Source organism: Avibacterium volantium (assembly GCF_900635775.1).
In the GTDB taxonomy this organism is placed as follows: Bacteria; Pseudomonadota; Gammaproteobacteria; order Enterobacterales; family Pasteurellaceae; genus Avibacterium; species Avibacterium volantium.
In genome coordinates, this window is sequence record NZ_LR134167.1 from 790,488 (window position 1) to 807,171 (window position 16,684).

Below are 16,684 nucleotides of genomic sequence, written 5' to 3' on the forward strand. Positions count from 1 at the left end.
ATAGTCACTTTCTAGATAAGAATTTAAAGGATACATCAAAAGCAATTTTCATATCACTCGACATTTTTCGATAGTAGCTGATTAATTGCTTTTCTTTTTCGCTTAATTCATTTTTATTCGTAGAACTACGAAACATTTCTCCTTCTCCACGCATTAGCCAATTCAAATCGACATTCAGCACATCACTAATTTTGATTAAAACTTCAGCACTCGGTTCACGTTCATTGAGCAAATAGTTTTGAAGGGTACGGTAAGGCATATCAAGTAATTCAGCAAAGGCTTTGATATTCAAGCCTTTATACTCCATCACTTCTCTTAAACGGTTGCTTATACTCATTTTTGTATTCCATATTGACTAAAATGTAGTTTTTGAGTATGATTAAATCATCTTATATACCCATATTGTACATTTTTTTAGATCTATGGCACAGCATTTTTTATTATCTAGCTCTGCAAGAAAATTAAGTCCACTTAAGATAGCTCGCCTATCTGATGCGGAAGCATTTTCTTTATTGCATGAACTACGCTGGAGAAGTGAAAACGAACAAGTTTGCCCTAAATGCGGTGTTCAACATCAAGCCTACTTTATCTCTACTCGCAAGCAGTGGCGATGCAAACATTGTAAGCATACTTTTAGTATTACATCAGGTACAATTTTTGCGAATCATAAGTTGCCGCTTCAAACCTATCTATTTACTATTGCATTATTTGTAAATGCGGTAAAAGGGATTTCCGCTTGCCAGCTCTCTCGAGATTTGAATGTGCAATACAAAACGGCTTTTACCCTTGCGCATAAGATTCGTGAAAGCCTGATTATCCAACGTGAGTTATTCCCCCTAGTAGGCGAAATACATATAGATGGAACTTATGTACATTCTGCGCCACGCCCAAAGAATAAAAAGGCGGAACGTGTAGATAGACGATTAAAAGAAAATACTAATCCTAACAAACGTGCAGTATTAGTGATGCGTGAGCGTTATTCAGAACAAGAAAGGGCTTCTAATCCGCAATTAGTGGGTGCAAAGAAAACCATCACTTTCCCTATTCTCTCAGAGAACACAGAAACGGTGAAGAAATTAGCCACGGCGTACATTGAGCCAAACAGCCGTATTCATGCGGACGAAAACTCAGCCTACGATGAATTGATGGTGAATTACGACCTACAACGAGTAAACCATCAACGTGAATATCGTAGCGATGAGGGCATTACCAACAACCTTGCTGAAAGCTATTTCGCACGCTTTAAACGTATGTATTACGGACAAGTCCACAAGATGAGTAACGTGTATCTTGATAATTATGCCAATGAAGTCGCCTATCGTGAAGATACTCGTAAACTGGATAATTTAACCATTTTCAATGATGTGACCAGTAAATGCCTCAGTACATCATCAGATAATGCTTGGAAAGGCTATTGGCAAGGTAATCACAGATAAGTAGAAAGACTGGTAATGTAATGGCAAAGAAAATCTATTTAAGTCAAATTCAGGCAAAAATTGACCGCTTGCAGCGTGAGCGAAAACAAGTGCTAGAACACCTTACGTTAGTGGAAGATAAACTCAATAAACTACAAGCTGCCATTGAAATTATGCAGGAAGAAGCCCTGACTGATGAATACAATACGGAGCTTTATACTTATCAAACTCATAAACGCCATTTCAAAGGCAAGTTACGCCAAATGGTATTGGCAGAGATGAAGGCTCAACCAAACCATGATTTTACCGTTAATGAATTGATTAAGCTCGTTCTTATTCGAGATAAACAAGAACCAATCATTCAACCGCAACATACGGTTTCAGTGCGTGGTGCATTAAAACACTGGCTCAATAAAGGTGTGGTAGAACGAGTGGCATTAAAAGCAAATGATGTGCGGTGGAGATTGAAAATATAACTACATTGCCTTCAAACGCCAATAACACGTTTTCCCTTCTACCTTTTTCTCAACCAATGAATGTTTAACAAGATGATTTAACGTACTATGCATTGTTTGCAAGTGTAAGCGTGGCACACCATTATCAATAGGCTGGTTATCTAATTTCAATGCTTGAAGGGTAATTTCATTCGTATGAAACCATTTTTCAGGTTGCTTTTTAAGGATATGCGCCACTAATTGGCATGGAGACGACTGAAAGCGTACATTGCGAGATTTCTTGCTTAATAAAAAATCTGAATCTCTTGCGTGATTTAGCGCAGTTCGATAGTCTAAAATTTTCTGATTTAATCCCTTTATCTTTGCTTCAAATTCAACCCGTTCTTGTTCTGCAAGGGAAATTTCTTCAATCAATAATTTTTCTAACGCATTCATTTTTTCTTACCTTTAAATTACAATGAGATAAGAAAAATGTAGCAGAAACACCTAGTTAAATCTTTGTGCAACTGCTACATAATACCGAAAAATAAGGAAAAATATCACCGCTCTTTTTATTCTTGATTATGCCAAGGCATACTTAATTAGCCCATAAGCAATAAACCACATAATGATCCCCGTGCAGAAATCGAGCAAACGCCAAGTGATTGGTTTTTGGAAAAAGGGAATCAGCAATCTTGCGCCATAGCCCACACTGAAAAACCATAATCCTGACGCGGAAATTGTGCCGAGCAGAAACGCGGTTTTATCCTCGATACTTAACGTGCCAGCAATACCGCCTACGATAACAATGGTATCCAAGTAAACGTGCGGATTAAGAAAAGTGAGCGCGAGGGCGATCGCCAGCGTTCTTTTAAGGGATAAGCTTGCTCCTTGTTCTAAGGCGAGCGCGGTGTTGTTGCGATAAGCGGAAAGGAAAGCGCGGCCACCATAAACCAGCAAAAATAATCCCCCCACTAAGGCTAATACCACACTGGCGATTTTTTCTTGGCTGATGAAATGCCCTAAACCAAACACGCCAAGGGAAAATAACAAGCAATCACAGAGGAAAAATAGCACACAAAGCAAGAAAACGTGCTGTTTGAGCAAACCTTGTTTAAGTAAAAATGTGTTTTGTGCGCCAATGGTAGCGATAAGACCAAAGCACATTAAAAAACCCTGTAGATAAAATTCCATTGCTTTCCCCTAGTTATTCCCTAATGATTCAAAACGGCGATTATAAAAGCCATAGGTGAAAATAATCAATCGCAAAGGGCAAATTTCCTTAAACTTTGCCTTATTAAGTAGTACACTATCGACACATATTTTCAGCCTATTTAGAGGGATAAAATGAAACCTTTTTTAATTGCGCCATCTATTTTATCAGCGGATTTAGCCCGCTTGGGCGAAGACGTGGAAAACGTGCTAAAGTGCGGTGCAGATTTAATTCATTTTGATGTAATGGATAACCATTATGTGCCAAATTTAACCTTTGGCCCTGCAGTATGCAAAGCCCTGCGTGATTACGACATTACCGCGCCCATTGATGTGCATTTAATGGTGAAACCGGTGGATCGTTTAATCCCTGATTTTGCCAAAGCAGGGGCGAATTACATCACTTTCCACCCAGAAGCCACAGAGCATATTGATCGCTCGTTGCAACTTATTCGTGATAATGGCTGCAAAGCAGGCTTGGTGTTTAATCCCGCCACGCCATTGAGCTATTTGGATTATGTGATGGATAAAGTAGATATGATCTTGCTGATGTCAGTAAATCCGGGGTTTGGCGGCCAGTCTTTTATTCCTGCAACGCTGGAAAAATTAAAACAAGCACGCCAACGCATTGATGAAAGCGGTTTGGATATTCGTTTAGAAGTCGATGGTGGGGTTAAAGTGAATAATATTGCGGAAATTGCACGCGCAGGGGCGGATACCTTTGTGGCTGGCTCGGCAATTTTCGATCAACCCGATTATCAAAAAGTGATTGACGAAATGCGTCAAGAATTAAGTAAGGTAAGCAAATAATGACATCACAATTTAAACTTATTGGTTTCGATTTAGACGGCACGTTAGTAAACAGCCTGCCTGATTTAGCCCTTTCGGTGAATTCTGCGTTAAGTGAAGTAGATTTGCCGCCAGCGCCTGAAGAATTAGTGCTAACTTGGATCGGTAATGGCGCGGGCGTATTGATTGGACGCGCATTGGAATGGGCAACCGCACAAACTGGCAAAACATTAAGTGCGGTGGAAATTGAGCAAGTAAAAACGCGCTTTAATTTTTATTATGGCGAAAACCTGTGTAATCTCAGCCGTTTATATCCTAATGTGAAAGAAACGCTCACCGCATTAAAAGAACGTGGCTTTATTTTAGCCGTGGTAACCAATAAGCCAACGCAACACGTTCTCCCTGTGCTAAAAGCCTTTGGCATTGATCATTTATTTAGCGAAACCTTGGGCGGGCAATCCTTACCGCAAATCAAACCGCACCCTGCGCCACTGTATTACTTATGCGGTAAATTCGGCTTATACCCAAAACAGATTTTATTTGTGGGTGATTCAAGAAATGACATCATTGCCGCCACTTCTGCAGGCTGCCCTGTGGTGGGATTAACCTACGGCTACAACTACAATATTCCTATTGCAGAAGCGCACCCTGATTGGGTTTTTGATGATTTCGCGCAAATTCTGCAAATTGTTTAATATGAATTAAAAAGGATATAACAATGACCAAACCTATCGTATTTAGTGGCGTTCAGCCTTCTGGTGAATTGACTATTGGTAACTACCTTGGCGCGTTACGCCAATGGGTGAAAATGCAAGATGATTATGAATGCCTGTTTTGTATCGTGGATCAACACGCCATCACAGTGCGTCAAGATCCACAAAAATTACATTCTGCCACCCTTGATGTGCTAGCGTTATATTTAGCTTGCGGCATTGATCCTGAAAAAAGCACAATTTTTATTCAATCGCACGTTCCAGAACACGCTCAGCTTGCGTGGGTGCTAAATTGCTACACCTATTTTGGTGAAATGGGGCGTATGACCCAATTTAAGGATAAATCCGCACGCCACGCCGAAAATGTGAATGTTGGATTATTTACCTATCCTGTTTTAATGGCGGCAGATATTTTGCTTTACCAAACCAATCAAGTACCAGTGGGGGAAGATCAAAAGCAACATTTAGAAATCACCCGTGATATTGCGCAGCGCTTCAACGCACTTTATGGCGAACATTTTGCCATTCCAGAAGTATTTATTCCGAAAGCGGGCGCGCGCGTGATGTCCTTACTTGAGCCAGAGAAAAAAATGTCGAAATCAGACGAAAATCGCAACAACGTGATTGGTTTGTTGGAAGATCCAAAGTCTGTAGTGAAAAAAATTAAACGTGCGGTAACAGATTCCGATGAGCCACCTGTAATTCGTTATGACGTAAAAAATAAAGCAGGCGTGTCTAACTTGTTAGATATTTTAGCGGGAATTACCGGCAAAAGCATTGCCGAATTAGAAGCAGAATTTGAAGGCAAAATGTACGGTCATTTAAAAACCGCCGTGGCCGATGAAGTATCTGCAATGCTCACCCAGTTGCAAGAGCGCTATCACCATTTCCGTAATAACGAAGCCTTATTGCATAAAATCGCTGCCGAAGGGGCGAAAAAAGCCCAAGCACGCGCGAAAGCTACATTAGATTCGGTGTACAAAGCTATCGGTTTTGTTGCCCTTTAATACTTATCGCGATTTTATTTTAATCATAAATTAGGCGAAAAATTCGCCTAATTTTCACCGCACTTTCTTTTGCAATGAACTATTGTTCTGCAATGCAATCTAAATAAACACTGCATTTAATTAGTATTAGAAGGAATGTTAATGAAACTATTCAAAGTGCTTTTGCTTAGCTTGTTTGCTTTGCCTAATGCCTGGGCAAATTTAGATACCAATATCAAATACAGCTCAAATTATTTAATGCCTGCTTATGTGCATTTTAACGCCAACGGATCGCAATATCGCGTTGATGCTAAGATTAATATTCCGCTGTATAACATTGAATTCAAATCCGTTGGGACGCAAAGCAAAACGGATTTTAAAATGACTAATTACCAAGATGTGCGTAATGGTAAGCCTTATGCCAAAACGATCATCAAAGGCAATGAAATTGCGTATGGTAAAGTGAAAAACGGTTTGAAAAGCGAGCCACTTGAAATGCCAACCTTTGATTTATTCACTGTGGCGTTCCAGCTTAGCTATTACGATAAATTGCCGCAAAATTTCCAAATTACTAACGGCAAAAAATTGTATCCAATGAAAAATGTATTGGTGAAAAAAAGCGAACGAAAAGTAACGCAGGATAATCAATCGCACACCGAAATCACCTATCAATTCCGCACGGGTGAAAAATCTTTTGTAGTGAAAAAATACGCAGGTGAACAATTCCCACGCTATATTTCCTACGATAAAGATGGCGATCATTATGAATTAACGTTTAGTGAGTTTGTGAAATAAGGCTTAATATATTTCGTACTAAAAAGGCAGCGTTCAAGTAAATATTGATACGCTGCCTTTTCTCTTATATGTATATACGGTTTAAAAATTTAATAAAAACCACCGCACTTTTTCTAACAAGGAATATTAATCTTCATCTTTTTCCCATTCTAATGCACGTTTCACGGCTTTTTTCCAGCCTTTGTAACGTTTAATGCGTTTAGCTTCATCGTCATCAGGCAGGAAAGTGCGTTCAACATCGGCTTTATCACGCAGTTCGTCTAAATCTTTCCAAAATCCGGTGGCAAGCCCAGCGAGATAAGCTGCGCCTAGTGCGGTAACTTCTTTCACCACGGGGCGTTCAACTGGGGTGTTGAGAATATCGGCTTGGAATTGCATTAGGAAATTATTAGCAGTTGCGCCGCCGTCCACGCGTAAGGATTTAAGTTTCTTCCCCTGAATCAAATTGCATTGCTTCTAACACATCACGAGTTTGATAGGCGATAGATTCAAGGGTAGCGCGCACAATGTGGTTGCGGTTTGCGCCACGGGATAGGCCTAAAATTGCGCCACGGGCGTAAGGATCCCAATAAGGCGCGCCTAAACCAGTAAAGGCGGGAACAACATAAACCCCGTTACAATCAGGCACTTTCTGTGCGAAATATTCGCTGTCGAAACTATCGTGAACAATTTTCAGTTCATCACGCAACCATTGAATGGAAGCCCCGCCCATAAAAATAGAGCCTTCTAAAGCATACTCAGGTTCGCCTTTGGCATTACAAGCGATGGTGGTAAGCAAACCATTCTGTGATTGCACCGCTTTATCACCCGTGTGCATTAGCATAAAACAGCCCGTCCCGTAAGTATTTTTCGCTTGCCCTGCGTGAACGCAAAGATGTCCATAAAGGGCGGCTTGTTGGTCACCTGCAATCCCTGCCACGGGGATACGCACGCCCCCTTTACCGCCGATGTTGGTTTGCCCGTAAATTTCCGAAGAATTTCGCACTTCTGGCAACATTGATTTTGGAATGTCCAAAATTTCGAGCATTTTGTCATCCCATTGTTTGGTATGAATGTTGAACAACATTGTGCGGGAAGCGTTGGTGTAATCCGTAACGTGTACCCGCCCTTGCGTGAGTTTCCACACCAGCCAAGTATCCACCGTACCAAAAAGCAATTCACCACGTTCAGCTTTTTCTCTTGCACCTTCTACATTATCCAAAATCCATTTCACTTTAGTGCCAGAAAAGTAAGGATCTACCACTAATCCTGTGGTTTTGCGAATATAATCTTCGTGGCCGTCAGCTTTGAGTTTATCGGTAATATCCGCAGTGCGGCGGCATTGCCACACAATGGCATTATATACAGGTTTACCCGTTTCTTTTTCCCATACAATGGTGGTTTCACGCTGATTCGTGATCCCTATTGCGGCAATGCTATCAGAAGAAATACCTGCTTTCGCCACCACTTCGTTTAAGGTGGAACTTTGTGTTGCCCAAATTTCCATTGGATTATGCTCCACCCAGCCAGCTTGCGGGTAAATTTGAGTAAATTCACGCTGTGCAATTTCAACCACATTGGCATTATGATCAAGCAATACCGCTCTAGAGCTGGTTGTGCCTTGATCTAAGGCGATGATATATTTTTTCTCTGTCATAACCGATCCTCTTTTGTCTGTTAGATAAGTAAAATGTTGCACCTTTTTACTCGCGAGAACATTAGTTTTGAGCTAAAACGAAAGAATTACCTGAAAGAAAATAACCGAAAACGCTCAAATTTAAAATGAGCAATATTCAAATTTTTGATCCACCTCACAAAATATTTTTACTGCTCCCTATTATGAGTTATTCACTATATTTCAATAATAATCAATAAATTAAAAATGTGATCCAGCTAGCAAATTGGAGGAAAAGTAGATAAATCCTTACAAAAAGTATTGCTTTATAAGATTTTCTATTAATAATGAAATACGCACCAATAATATTCAAAAGAACACTTTTTGGATCTAAACGAAAGAAAATTACAGATCTCATAAAATGGATTAAAAAGGAGTGCATTATGAATGCTTATCTGGCTGAATTTATTGGTACGGCATTACTGATTTTAATGGGAAATGGTGTCGTTGCAAATGTCTGCTTAAATAAAACCAAAGGGCAAAGTTCAGGGTGGATTGTGATCACCACCGCTTGGGCGTTTGCGGTTTATGTGGCGGTGGTCGTAACAGGGCCTTATAGTGGCGCACATCTTAACCCTGCAGTAACCCTTGGCTTGGCGGTAATTGGCAGTTTTGCGCCTTCAATGATTTTAGGCTATGTAGCCGCGCAAATTGCAGGAGGAATGTTCGGCGCGCTACTTGTGTATATTTTCTATAAAGATCATTTTGCAGCTACTGAAGATCAAGGGTCAAAACGCGCGTGTTTCTGTACAGAACCAGCCATTCGCAACTATGCTAGCAACTTTATTAGCGAACTCATTGGCACCTTTGTTTTATTATTCGTGATTTTCTACATCACTGGCGCAAGCCTGAATTTTCCAGAAGGCTCTGCCACACCAATTGGATTAGGTTCTCTTGGCGCATTACCGGTAGCAATCTTAGTGTGGGCAATTGGCTTGAGCTTAGGCGGTACAACAGGTTATGCCATCAATCCAGCCCGTGATCTCGGCCCTCGTCTAACCCTTGGCTTATTAGGTAAAACCTTAAATACAGGTGCAGATTGGCAATACAGCTGGGTACCTGTCTTAGGCCCAGTTACAGGGGCTGTGTTGGCAGGTTTACTGTACAACGCCTTAATGTAAGAATGGATAGGAAAAAGGAAAGCGTTCAATTTGAGGATATTTGAACGCTTTTTTTATGTGGGGCTAGCCCTATTCTTCTGCAATCTCAATCACCTCCACCCACTCATCACCTTTCACCCACCACCGAACATTAAATTCATACAATTTCATTCCATAAATACGATCAGATGTTTTTCCTTGTTGATAAGCGGGGCGAGGATCTTGTTGTAGCACTTCCGTGATAAAACGCTGAAAATTTGGATATTTTGCACCGCACTTGATTAATTGCGCTTGAGCCTGTGGGGAAAAGCACACTTGTAGCTTTGCTTCGGGGGGCTGTTGGGCAAAGCCTGAATTGGCATTGGGCTCGCTGTCGGCATAGGCAATATAGGGTTTAATGTCAAAAATAGGGGTGCCGTCCACCAAATCGACCGAGCCTAAATGCAACAACACTTCACCTTGATTGATTTCAACGCGTTTCAATTCTACTTTGGAAAGCCCTAAGGGATTGGGGCGGTGTGTGGCGCGTGAAGCAAATACGCCAATGCGTTGATTACCACCAAGGCGTGGTGGGCGAACGGTGGGCTGCCATTTGCCCGTGGGGATTTTATCAAACTGGAAAATAAGCCATAAGTGAGAAAATTGCTCCAAGCCACGCACGGCTTCAGGTTGGTTATAAGGTGCGAGTAAGCGGATTGTGCCAATGCCGTCTTGTACTAAATTAGGCTGGCGTGGCACGGAAAATTTCTCTTTATAAGGCGTGTGAATAATCCCGATGGGGGAAAGGGTTAAATTAAGTTGCGACATATTTTCCTTAAACAGTTAAAATGGCGAAAATAAATGAGTACAATAGCCCATCCTTTGGGATATTTTACGCCAAAATCAGGATTTAGAAAGATAAGTGAAAAATATGGATAAACAAGTTGTTAAAATGTGGGTGGAAACCGCAAGACCAAAAACCCTGCCTTTAGCTGCCGCTTCGATTGTTATGGGGGCAGCACTTGCCTATTGGGATCATAAATTTAGCTGGCAAATCAGCCTGTTATGTTTGATTACCACCTTGTTGCTACAAATTCTTTCTAACTTTGCCAATGATTATGGCGATCATCAAAAAGGCAGTGATACCGCAGAGCGTATCGGCCCGTTGCGTGGCATTCAACACGGCGTGATTAGTGCGCAACAGCTGAAAAAAGGGCTTATTGCGGTGATCTTAGCAAGTTTGTTTTTCGGTTTTCTGTTAATTGGCATTGCGTATCAAAGTTATGCGGATCTCTTGGCATTTTCTCTTTTAGGTGGGCTTGCCATTATTGCCGCGATTACTTATACCGTAGGCGCAAAGCCCTATGGTTATATGGGGTTGGGCGATATTTCCGTGCTGCTGTTTTTTGGTATTTTGGGCGTATGTGGCACTTATTATTTACAAGCGCATCAATTAAATTTAATGATTTTTTTACCCGCACTTGCAACGGGGCTTTTTGCTACTGCGGTATTAAATATCAATAATTTACGCGATATTGAGCAAGATAAAAAAGCAGGTAAGAACACCCTTGCCGTTCGTCTTGGGGCGAAAAATGGACGAATTTATCACTGCACTTTACTAGCCGTAGGGGCGTTGTGTTATGTGATTTTTGCCTTGGCGAATTTCCACCATTTATTGAGCTTTATTTTTCTTTTGGCGTATCCTTTATTGGTGAAGCACGCCTTGTATGTTTATCGTAGCCAAGATCCCCTGTTATTGCGTCCAATGCTCGGGCAAATGTCAATGTTAGCGCTTTTAACCAACTTACTTTTTAGTTTCGGCTTGCTAGTGGGCTAGCAATAGGCATATACTAGAACAATCATTTTCAGCGTAAAAAGGTGAACTTATGTGTATTGATACTTCCACATTGTGCGATGTTTATTTAGATCAAGTTGATGTTGTTGAACCGATCTTTTCTAATTTTGGTGGATTGACCTCATTTTACGGCAAGGTTACCACGGTAAAATGCTTTGAAAGCAATGGCTTAATTGCCGAGATTTTAGAAGAAAACGGTGAAGGTCGCGTATTATTGGTTGATGGTGGTGGTGCAGTGCGCCAAGCCTTGATTGATGCGGATCTTGCTCAGCTTGCTCTAGATAATGGCTGGGAAGGAATTATTGTTTACGGTGCCGTTCGCCAAATTCAACAGTTAGAAAATTTAGATATTGGTATTCAAGCCCTTGCACCAATTCCAGTGGGTGCAAGTGATGATACGCAAGGGGAAGTTGATGTACCAGTGAATTTTGGTGGTGTTACTTTCTACCCAGAAGACTATGTGTATGCAGATTTAACCGGCATTATTCTTTCGCAAGAGCCGTTAGAGTTAGAAGATGTCGAAGAAGAATAATTTGATTAAGGATTAACATAATGGCAAGTTTTTCTTGCCATTATTTTTTGTCCTTGTTTTCCTTTTGTTATCCCTTTATTGCGATTTCCCCCAATTATTTTTCTGACCTGCCTCACAAAACCACAAATTTTTTGTTGCTTTTTATTAACAAGTTGATAACGTTAGCTTGTCTTTATGGCTAACCCAAAAAAGTTAGCACAAATAACAACCATAAAGAGGAATTACTATGAATGCAACATCAACTCAAACTACCTCACATCGCAATGGAATTATTCTTATTGCCGATATGGTGCTTTTCTTTGTTTTATTGAATTTTCTGCCTTTCGATCCCAAAGCGAACAAAGGCTTAGCAATGCTGGCATTTATCGCCGTGTTATGGCTCACTGAGGCCTTGCACGTTACCATCACTGCGCTTTTAGTGCCGCTATTGGCTATAGTGTTGGATCTGGTTACCACCAAGCAGGCGCTGGTTGCCTTTGCTGATCCAAATATCTTCCTATTCTTTGGGGGATTTGCGCTTGCTACAGCCTTACACCAACAAAATATTGACCGTATGATTGCCAACAAAATTATGGCATTAGCTGGCGGGCGTTTATTGGTGGCGGTGCTTTATCTCTTTACCATTACCGCATTTTTATCAATGTGGATGAGTAACACCGCAACTGCGGCAATGATGTTACCACTGGCAATGGGGATTTTAAGCCAAATGGATAAAGAGCGTGAGCATAATACCTATGTTTTCGTACTATTAGGGATTGCTTATAGTGCAAGTATCGGCGGTATGGGAACGCTCGTAGGTAGCCCACCAAATAACATTGTGGCAACTCAACTAAAACTCACTTTCTCCGATTGGTTAAGTTACGGTTTACCAGTGATGATTCTATTAATGCCAATTATGATTGGTACGCTATATATGGTATTCCGCCCGAAACTAAACCTACATTTCAAACAAGATTTTGAAAAAATTGAGTTTAATTCTAAACGCATTATCACCCTTGCGATTTTCGTTTTAATCGCGCTATGCTGGGTGTTCAGCAGCAAAATTAACCCAATGCTTTCTTCTTTGCTAGGGCTTGAGAAAAAAATTGCCAGCTTTGATAGTGTGATTGCGCTCTTCGCTGCGGTGGTGATTTGTGCCACAGGAGTTGCTTCTTGGAAACAATTACAAAACAACACGGACTGGGGTGTGTTAATGCTGTTTGGTGGTGGTTTAACCCTAAGTTCCGTATTGCGTGATTCAGGCGCGAGCCGCATTTTGGCTGATGGTATCGTATTCTTAATTGAAGGCGGACATTTCTATCTCATCGGCTTATTGGTGGCAGCATTTATCATCTTCTTAACGGAATTTACGTCTAACACCGCAAGTGCGGCCTTACTAGTACCGATTTTTATCTCCATTGCACAATCTTTAGGAATGCCAGAGCTTGGCCTTGCGTTAATCATCGGCTTAGGGGCATCTTGTGCCTTTATGTTACCAGTCGCCACACCGCCAAACGCGATTGTATTTGGTACTGGCGAAGTGAAACAACGTGAAATGATCCGCGCAGGTATCTTGCTCAATCTCATTAGCGTATTTGTGATTGGTACAGTGGCTTATTTATTGTGGTTCTAAAATGATAAGGGTGAAAGCAACCTTTCGCCCTTATTTTCTTCTTCACATCGAATAAAAATAGCGGAGAAATCCGCTATTTTTTGTTATCCTAAGCAGCATTCAGATTATTTTCGGACAAGGTTATGACTTCCCACAACAACACCCACAAAAAACAGCAAGAAAATGCACCGCACTTTGCGCAAACTGACGTAGAACAGTCTAATGCAGCGCCTATTGATAACGAGCAAGAAACCACCCATTTTGGTTTCCAAACCGTAGCAAAAGCAGAAAAACAAAAGCTCGTAGCGAACGTGTTCCATTCGGTGGCAGGTAAATATGATTTAATGAATGATTTGCTTTCTTTCGGTATTCATCGCGTTTGGAAACGATTTACGATCGATTGCAGTGGCGTGCGGAAAGGGCAAAAAGTGTTGGATCTAGCAGGCGGAACGGGCGATTTCAGTGCCAAGTTTTCTCGTCTTGTGGGGGAAACGGGGCAAGTGATTTTGGCTGACATCAATTCCTCAATGCTCAACGTGGGGCGGGATAAATTACGCAATCTTGGCGTGATTGGCAACATTAACTATGTGCAAGCCAATGCGGAAACCTTGCCTTTTGCCGATAACACCTTTGATTGCGTGATTATCAGTTTCGGGTTGCGTAATGTTACAGACAAAGACAAAGCATTGCGTTCAATGTTTCGCGTACTGAAACCCGGTGGACGTTTGTTGGTGTTGGAATTTTCTAAGCCGATCCTAGATCCACTCAGCAAAATCTATAATTTTTATTCTTTCAATATTTTGCCGAAAATCGGCGAAGTGGTGGTGAATGACGGCGATAGTTACCGTTATTTAGCCGAATCAATCCGAATGCACCCGAAACAAGAAGATCTTAAAACAATGATGGAGCAAGCGGGGTTCGAGCAAGTGAGTTACTACAATCTCAGCGCGGGCATTGTGGCGTTGCACCGTGGTTATAAATTTTAAGCGAGCAAAAAATGAACTTTCTGCAACAATTAATGCTACCACAATGGCTCAACGGTGCGTTGGAATCCTTGCTAAATTATTTGCTAAAACGTACCGCACATAGCGAAATTTATTTACGCAAACTTAACGGCAAGGTGCTGAAAATTCAGCCACAACAGTTTGATTTTCCGATATATTTTGTATTTTCTCCACAGCGCATTGATCTGCTCAATCAATATGAAGGTGAAGTGGATTGTGCAGTGAATCTCAAAGCGCAGTTATTGTTACAAATGCCGAGTAAGCAGCAATTATCCGCCCATTTAAACGATCAATCCATTCAGCTACAAGGGGATTTGCAAGTCTTGCAAGATTTCACTACCTTGTTGGAGTTTTTAGAGAAAGATCCTGCCGAACTTCTTTCCCCTTTTGTGGGTGATGTGGTGGCACAAAGTGCGGTGAATTTTTTACGCAATTTTGCTCAGATGGCAAAAAGAAAATTGCAACAAAGCCAGCAATATTGGGGGGAGCGTTTAACGGAAGAATGGGCAGTTATCTCGCCAAGCCTTGCCATTGCAGATTTTTGCGAGCAAGTAAAAAAGCTGGAAAAACAGACCGCGCTTTTAGAACAAAAACTCAATCAGCTTCAGCAAGCACGAAAATAAGCCAATGACTTTTAAAGATTTCAAACGTTTATACAAAATTATCCGCACTTTTCTCATTTATGGCATTGATGAAGCCCTACCTCACAATGCCTACACGCGCCCCTTGCGTTGCTGGCGGAAAACCCTATTTTGGCTTCGCAATCAGCATAAAGAACAGGCGTTTGGCTTGCGTTTACGCCTTGCCTTGCAAGAGCTTGGGCCAGTTTGGATCAAACTCGGGCAAATGCTTTCCACCAGACGAGATTTATTTCCCCCTGATATTGCTGATGAATTGGCATTATTGCAAGATCAAGTTGAACCCTTTGACGGCAAGCTAGCACGTGAACAAATTGAACAAGCCTTTGGGGGCAAATTAGAAACTTGGTTTGAGGATTTTGATGAAACCGCGCTTGCTTCCGCCTCTATCGCACAAGTGCATACAGCAAGATTTAACGCTACACAGCCCCTTGCGGGGAAAGAAGTGGTGCTGAAAGTGCTACGCCCGAATATTCAGCTACAAATTGAAGCAGATTTAAGCTGGATGTATAAACTCGCCAGCTGGATTCCGCGTTTATCAAGTGAAGGGCATCGTCTGCGCGCGGTGGAAGTGATTCGTGAATATGAAAAAACCTTGCGTGATGAGCTAGATTTACGCATCGAAATGGCGAACGCTATCAAGCTCAAAGCCAATTTTGCCGACAGTCCGATGCTGTATATTCCTGAAATGTATCAAGAATTTTGCCACCAAAATGTCATCACAATGGAACGCATTTACGGCATTCCTGTGTCTGATGTGGAAAGCCTAAAAGCCAACGGCACGGATATGAAATTGCTGGCAGAACGTGGCGTGCAAGTGTTTTTCACCCAAGTGTTCCGCGATAGCTTTTTCCATGCGGATATGCACCCAGGGAATATTTTCGTTAATCCACAACACCCTGAAAATCCGCAATACATCGGCATTGATTGCGGGATTGTTGGACGTTTGAACGATAACGATAAACGCTATTTAGCAGAAAGTTTTGTCGCCTTTTTTAACCGTGATTATCGCCGCGTAGCACAAATGCACGTTGATGCGGGCTGGACACCGCAAGATACCAATATTGATGAATTTGAACAGGCGTTCCGCGAAGTGTGCGAGCCAATTTTCGCCAAGCCCTTATCGGAAATTTCGTTCGGGCAGGTATTGCTCAATTTATTCAATGTGGCGCGCGAATTTAATATGCAGGTGCAACCGCAGCTAGTGTTATTACAAAAAACCTTGCTTTACATTGAAGGATTAGGGCGTCAGCTTTATCCGCAGTTAGATTTATGGGACACCGCTAAACCTTTCTTACAAAATTGGTTGGACGAACAAATGGGCGTGAAAGCCTTGGCGAAAAATTTAAAGGCTAGCCTGCCTTATATCACCGAACATTTACCGCAATTCCCCGCAGCCTTAATGGACGCGTTAAAGCAGCAAACGCAAATTCGCCAACAGTTACACGAAATCAATAAAAAGTTGGCAAAACAGCAACGCTGGCAGAAAAAAGCCTTTGCGCTGATAATGGGAGCGGTGCTGTTTTTGGGAACATTATGGCAATTTTCCGCCTTGCCTCTATGGGCAAATATCGGTTTATTAACGGGCGGTGGGCTACTTTGGCTTATGGCGTTGATAATGCCATAGCCTTATAGCTACAGGCAAAATTTGGCGATAAATCAATAAAATGTGAAATAATGCAAATTGTCTATTGTTCAAGATGAATAAAAAAGTTATATTTTGGCACGATTTCATTAAGTTAGTTATAGGAGTAAAAAAATGGGTTTAGGTGGCGTAAGTATTTGGCAATTACTCATTGTTTTGTTAATCGTATTAGTCTTTTTCGGCACAAAAAAATTGCGTAATGTGGGTTCAGATTTAGGGACTGCAGTGAAAGGCTTTAAAAACGCAATGAAAGATGATGAAACAGCTGCAGAGCCGAAAAAAATTGCCGATGACGCACAACAAGCGAAAGCGGAAACTGTAAAAGACAAAGAACAGGCATAA

18 protein-coding genes and 1 pseudogene are annotated in these 16,684 nt (G+C 41.5%); 14 read left to right on the top strand and 5 right to left on the bottom strand.

Annotation, left to right across the window (positions count from 1 at the left end; genetic code table 11):
* Positions 1–4: 4 nt before the first annotated feature.
* Positions 5–337 carry a helix-turn-helix domain-containing protein gene (locus ELZ61_RS03915; RefSeq protein ID WP_126371594.1) on the bottom strand — a complete coding sequence of 111 codons (333 nt, stop codon included), beginning with the start codon at positions 335–337 and terminating at the stop codon, positions 5–7.
* Between the two features lie 85 nt (positions 338–422).
* Between ELZ61_RS03915 and ELZ61_RS03920 the strand changes: the two genes are divergently transcribed.
* Positions 423–1,436 carry an IS1595 family transposase gene (locus ELZ61_RS03920; protein ID WP_126371596.1) on the top strand — a complete coding sequence of 338 codons (1,014 nt, stop codon included), beginning with the start codon at positions 423–425 and terminating at the stop codon, positions 1,434–1,436.
* A gap of 20 nt (positions 1,437–1,456) precedes the next feature.
* Positions 1,457–1,891 (top strand): DNA repair protein, encoded by a 435-nt coding sequence (locus ELZ61_RS03925; protein WP_126371598.1) that lies wholly within the window; start codon positions 1,457–1,459, stop codon positions 1,889–1,891.
* Here ELZ61_RS03925 and ELZ61_RS03930 read toward each other — a convergent pair whose 3' ends face one another.
* Together ELZ61_RS03930 and ELZ61_RS03935 are read right to left on the bottom strand one after the other, a co-directional pair.
* Positions 1,892–2,305 carry a transcriptional regulator gene (locus tag ELZ61_RS03930; RefSeq protein WP_126371600.1) on the bottom strand — a complete coding sequence of 138 codons (414 nt, stop codon included), beginning with the start codon at positions 2,303–2,305 and terminating at the stop codon, positions 1,892–1,894.
* Between the two features lie 126 nt (positions 2,306–2,431).
* On the bottom strand, positions 2,432–3,043 hold the full coding sequence (locus tag ELZ61_RS03935) for a LysE/ArgO family amino acid transporter (RefSeq protein ID WP_126371602.1): 612 nt from the start codon (positions 3,041–3,043) through the stop codon (positions 2,432–2,434).
* A gap of 153 nt (positions 3,044–3,196) precedes the next feature.
* On the opposite strand from ELZ61_RS03935, the gene rpe reads away from it, so the two are divergent.
* From rpe to ELZ61_RS03955, 4 genes are all read left to right on the top strand, one after another.
* Entirely contained in the window at positions 3,197–3,871 is a 675-nt protein-coding gene (gene rpe, locus ELZ61_RS03940; RefSeq protein WP_126371604.1) for a ribulose-phosphate 3-epimerase, read from the top strand.
* A complete protein-coding gene (locus ELZ61_RS03945) occupies positions 3,871–4,545 on the top strand; it encodes a phosphoglycolate phosphatase (protein WP_126371606.1) in 675 nt (224 codons plus the stop codon). Before rpe ends, ELZ61_RS03945 begins: the two co-directional genes overlap by 1 nt.
* Before the next feature lie 23 nt (positions 4,546–4,568).
* On the top strand, positions 4,569–5,570 hold the full coding sequence (trpS, locus tag ELZ61_RS03950) for a tryptophan--tRNA ligase (protein ID WP_126371608.1): 1,002 nt from the start codon (positions 4,569–4,571) through the stop codon (positions 5,568–5,570).
* A gap of 141 nt (positions 5,571–5,711) precedes the next feature.
* Entirely contained in the window at positions 5,712–6,344 is a 633-nt protein-coding gene (locus ELZ61_RS03955) for a hypothetical protein (RefSeq protein ID WP_126371610.1), read from the top strand.
* A gap of 126 nt (positions 6,345–6,470) precedes the next feature.
* Here the strand turns inward: ELZ61_RS03955 and glpK are convergent.
* Positions 6,471–7,980 (bottom strand): annotated as a pseudogene (gene glpK, locus ELZ61_RS03960) (glycerol kinase GlpK).
* A 401-nt stretch (positions 7,981–8,381) separates the two neighbouring features.
* Here glpK and ELZ61_RS03965 point away from each other — a divergent pair.
* Positions 8,382–9,119, top strand: coding sequence for an MIP/aquaporin family protein (locus tag ELZ61_RS03965; protein ID WP_126371612.1), 738 nt, complete (start codon positions 8,382–8,384; stop codon positions 9,117–9,119).
* A 69-nt stretch (positions 9,120–9,188) separates the two neighbouring features.
* Here the strand turns inward: ELZ61_RS03965 and tsaA are convergent, their stop codons facing one another.
* The gene (tsaA, locus tag ELZ61_RS03970) at positions 9,189–9,905 is read right to left on the bottom strand and encodes a tRNA (N6-threonylcarbamoyladenosine(37)-N6)-methyltransferase TrmO (RefSeq protein WP_126371614.1); all 717 of its coding nucleotides are present in this window, start codon (positions 9,903–9,905) and stop codon (positions 9,189–9,191) included.
* A gap of 103 nt (positions 9,906–10,008) precedes the next feature.
* On the opposite strand from tsaA, the gene ELZ61_RS03975 reads away from it, so the two are divergent.
* The 7 genes from ELZ61_RS03975 to tatA all read left to right on the top strand — a co-directional run bounded on the left by ELZ61_RS03975 (position 10,009) and on the right by tatA (position 16,684).
* The gene (locus tag ELZ61_RS03975; RefSeq protein ID WP_126371616.1) at positions 10,009–10,914 is read left to right on the top strand and encodes a 1,4-dihydroxy-2-naphthoate polyprenyltransferase; all 906 of its coding nucleotides are present in this window, start codon (positions 10,009–10,011) and stop codon (positions 10,912–10,914) included.
* A gap of 49 nt (positions 10,915–10,963) precedes the next feature.
* Positions 10,964–11,464, top strand: a complete 501-nt coding sequence (gene rraA / locus ELZ61_RS03980; protein ID WP_103854135.1) for a ribonuclease E activity regulator RraA — start codon at positions 10,964–10,966, stop codon at positions 11,462–11,464.
* A 226-nt stretch (positions 11,465–11,690) separates the two neighbouring features.
* The gene (locus tag ELZ61_RS03985) at positions 11,691–13,076 is read left to right on the top strand and encodes a DASS family sodium-coupled anion symporter (RefSeq protein ID WP_126371618.1); all 1,386 of its coding nucleotides are present in this window, start codon (positions 11,691–11,693) and stop codon (positions 13,074–13,076) included.
* Positions 13,077–13,198: 122 nt separating this feature from the next.
* Positions 13,199–14,041 (top strand): bifunctional demethylmenaquinone methyltransferase/2-methoxy-6-polyprenyl-1,4-benzoquinol methylase UbiE, encoded by an 843-nt coding sequence (gene ubiE / locus ELZ61_RS03990; RefSeq protein WP_241969728.1) that lies wholly within the window; start codon positions 13,199–13,201, stop codon positions 14,039–14,041.
* An 11-nt stretch (positions 14,042–14,052) separates the two neighbouring features.
* The gene (locus ELZ61_RS03995) at positions 14,053–14,682 is read left to right on the top strand and encodes a ubiquinone biosynthesis accessory factor UbiJ (RefSeq protein WP_126371620.1); all 630 of its coding nucleotides are present in this window, start codon (positions 14,053–14,055) and stop codon (positions 14,680–14,682) included.
* Positions 14,683–14,686: 4 nt separating this feature from the next.
* Complete coding sequence (ubiB, locus tag ELZ61_RS04000; protein ID WP_126371622.1) at positions 14,687–16,324, top strand: ubiquinone biosynthesis regulatory protein kinase UbiB; 1,638 nt, start codon at positions 14,687–14,689, stop codon at positions 16,322–16,324.
* 132 nt (positions 16,325–16,456) lie between these two features.
* A complete protein-coding gene (gene tatA, locus ELZ61_RS04005) occupies positions 16,457–16,684 on the top strand; it encodes a Sec-independent protein translocase subunit TatA (protein ID WP_115249098.1) in 228 nt (75 codons plus the stop codon).

Excerpts from the sequence above, each read along its gene's own strand:
- ELZ61_RS03915 (WP_126371594.1), bottom strand. The coding sequence starts at position 337 with ATGAGTATAAGCAACCGTTTAAGAGAAGTGATGGAGTATAAAGGCTTG.
- ELZ61_RS03920 (WP_126371596.1), top strand. The coding sequence starts at position 423 with ATGGCACAGCATTTTTTATTATCTAGCTCTGCAAGAAAATTAAGTCCA.
- ELZ61_RS03925 (WP_126371598.1), top strand. The coding sequence starts at position 1,457 with ATGGCAAAGAAAATCTATTTAAGTCAAATTCAGGCAAAAATTGACCGC.
- ELZ61_RS03930 (WP_126371600.1), bottom strand. The coding sequence starts at position 2,305 with ATGAATGCGTTAGAAAAATTATTGATTGAAGAAATTTCCCTTGCAGAA.
- ELZ61_RS03935 (WP_126371602.1), bottom strand. The coding sequence starts at position 3,043 with ATGGAATTTTATCTACAGGGTTTTTTAATGTGCTTTGGTCTTATCGCT.
- rpe (WP_126371604.1), top strand. The coding sequence starts at position 3,197 with ATGAAACCTTTTTTAATTGCGCCATCTATTTTATCAGCGGATTTAGCC.
- ELZ61_RS03945 (WP_126371606.1), top strand. The coding sequence starts at position 3,871 with ATGACATCACAATTTAAACTTATTGGTTTCGATTTAGACGGCACGTTA.
- trpS (WP_126371608.1), top strand. The coding sequence starts at position 4,569 with ATGACCAAACCTATCGTATTTAGTGGCGTTCAGCCTTCTGGTGAATTG.
- ELZ61_RS03955 (WP_126371610.1), top strand. The coding sequence starts at position 5,712 with ATGAAACTATTCAAAGTGCTTTTGCTTAGCTTGTTTGCTTTGCCTAAT.
- ELZ61_RS03965 (WP_126371612.1), top strand. The coding sequence starts at position 8,382 with ATGAATGCTTATCTGGCTGAATTTATTGGTACGGCATTACTGATTTTA.
- tsaA (WP_126371614.1), bottom strand. The coding sequence starts at position 9,905 with ATGTCGCAACTTAATTTAACCCTTTCCCCCATCGGGATTATTCACACG.
- ELZ61_RS03975 (WP_126371616.1), top strand. The coding sequence starts at position 10,009 with ATGGATAAACAAGTTGTTAAAATGTGGGTGGAAACCGCAAGACCAAAA.
- rraA (WP_103854135.1), top strand. The coding sequence starts at position 10,964 with ATGTGTATTGATACTTCCACATTGTGCGATGTTTATTTAGATCAAGTT.
- ELZ61_RS03985 (WP_126371618.1), top strand. The coding sequence starts at position 11,691 with ATGAATGCAACATCAACTCAAACTACCTCACATCGCAATGGAATTATT.
- ubiE (WP_241969728.1), top strand. The coding sequence starts at position 13,199 with ATGACTTCCCACAACAACACCCACAAAAAACAGCAAGAAAATGCACCG.
- ELZ61_RS03995 (WP_126371620.1), top strand. The coding sequence starts at position 14,053 with ATGAACTTTCTGCAACAATTAATGCTACCACAATGGCTCAACGGTGCG.
- ubiB (WP_126371622.1), top strand. The coding sequence starts at position 14,687 with ATGACTTTTAAAGATTTCAAACGTTTATACAAAATTATCCGCACTTTT.
- tatA (WP_115249098.1), top strand. The coding sequence starts at position 16,457 with ATGGGTTTAGGTGGCGTAAGTATTTGGCAATTACTCATTGTTTTGTTA.